The following is a 317-nucleotide window of genomic DNA, read 5'->3' on the forward strand; positions in this document are numbered from 1 at the left end:
GGGCGCGGCCACGCCCAGGCCGGACGGGGCGATGATCTCTGGATGAGGGATGGCGACGCGGGCGCGGAACGGCCAGCCGGTGGTGGTGACGCGGGCGTGTTTCACCTGCCAGCCCTGGGCCTGAAGGCGGGTGACCTGGGTCTCCAGCCGCTGCTCGACCTGGCGCGTCAGATAGAACCACCAGCCGGTCCAGGCGACCAGCACGATCAGGACGACGGCGAAGGGAACATAGAGGCCCGTGCGGCTGTGGCGGCGTGGCGTGTCGGCGTCGGTCATGAAGGCTCCGGTCAGGCCCTTCTCTTAGAGGACCGGGCGGC

General features: G+C 70.7%; 1 protein-coding gene. It reads right to left on the minus strand.

What is annotated here, in order from left to right; genetic code table 11:
• Window positions 1-276: DUF2125 domain-containing protein (locus tag ACK4SE_RS14115; RefSeq protein WP_409693992.1), on the minus strand; the 276-nt coding region annotated here is incomplete at its 3' end.
• Window positions 277-317: the final 41 nt, after the last annotated feature.

The sequence above is a fragment of the Brevundimonas sp. genome (assembly GCF_046293315.1).
In the GTDB taxonomy this organism is placed as follows: Bacteria; Pseudomonadota; Alphaproteobacteria; order Caulobacterales; family Caulobacteraceae; genus Brevundimonas.